General features: G+C 51.0%; 2 tRNA genes. Both read right to left on the reverse strand.

The features are described 5' to 3' along the window. A tRNA-Met gene (locus Q4519_RS21825) sits at positions 1-73 on the reverse strand. Positions 74-119: 46 nt separating this feature from the next. Then, a tRNA-Met gene (locus Q4519_RS21830) sits at positions 120-196 on the reverse strand. Positions 197-296: the final 100 nt, after the last annotated feature.

The raw sequence follows: 296 nt of genomic DNA on the forward strand, positions 1-296 counted from the left end.
TGCGGGAGCTGGATTTGAACCAACGACCTTCGGGTTATGAGCCCGACGAGCTACCAGACTGCTCCATCCCGCGACTGAATTCTAATATATTTTTTACAAGTGCTTTGACTTTTACAAATTGGTTGCGGGAGCCGGATTTGAACCAACGACCTTCGGGTTATGAGCCCGACGAGCTACCAGACTGCTCCATCCCGCGACTAAATTTGTACTTTCTCTTAGATTGGTTGCGGGAGCTGGATTTGAACCAACGACCTTCGGGTTATGAGCCCGACGAGCTACCAGACTGCTCCATCCCG

The organism is Motilimonas sp. 1_MG-2023, assembly GCF_030547455.1.
GTDB lineage: Bacteria > Pseudomonadota > Gammaproteobacteria > Enterobacterales > CBDFNC01 > Motilimonas.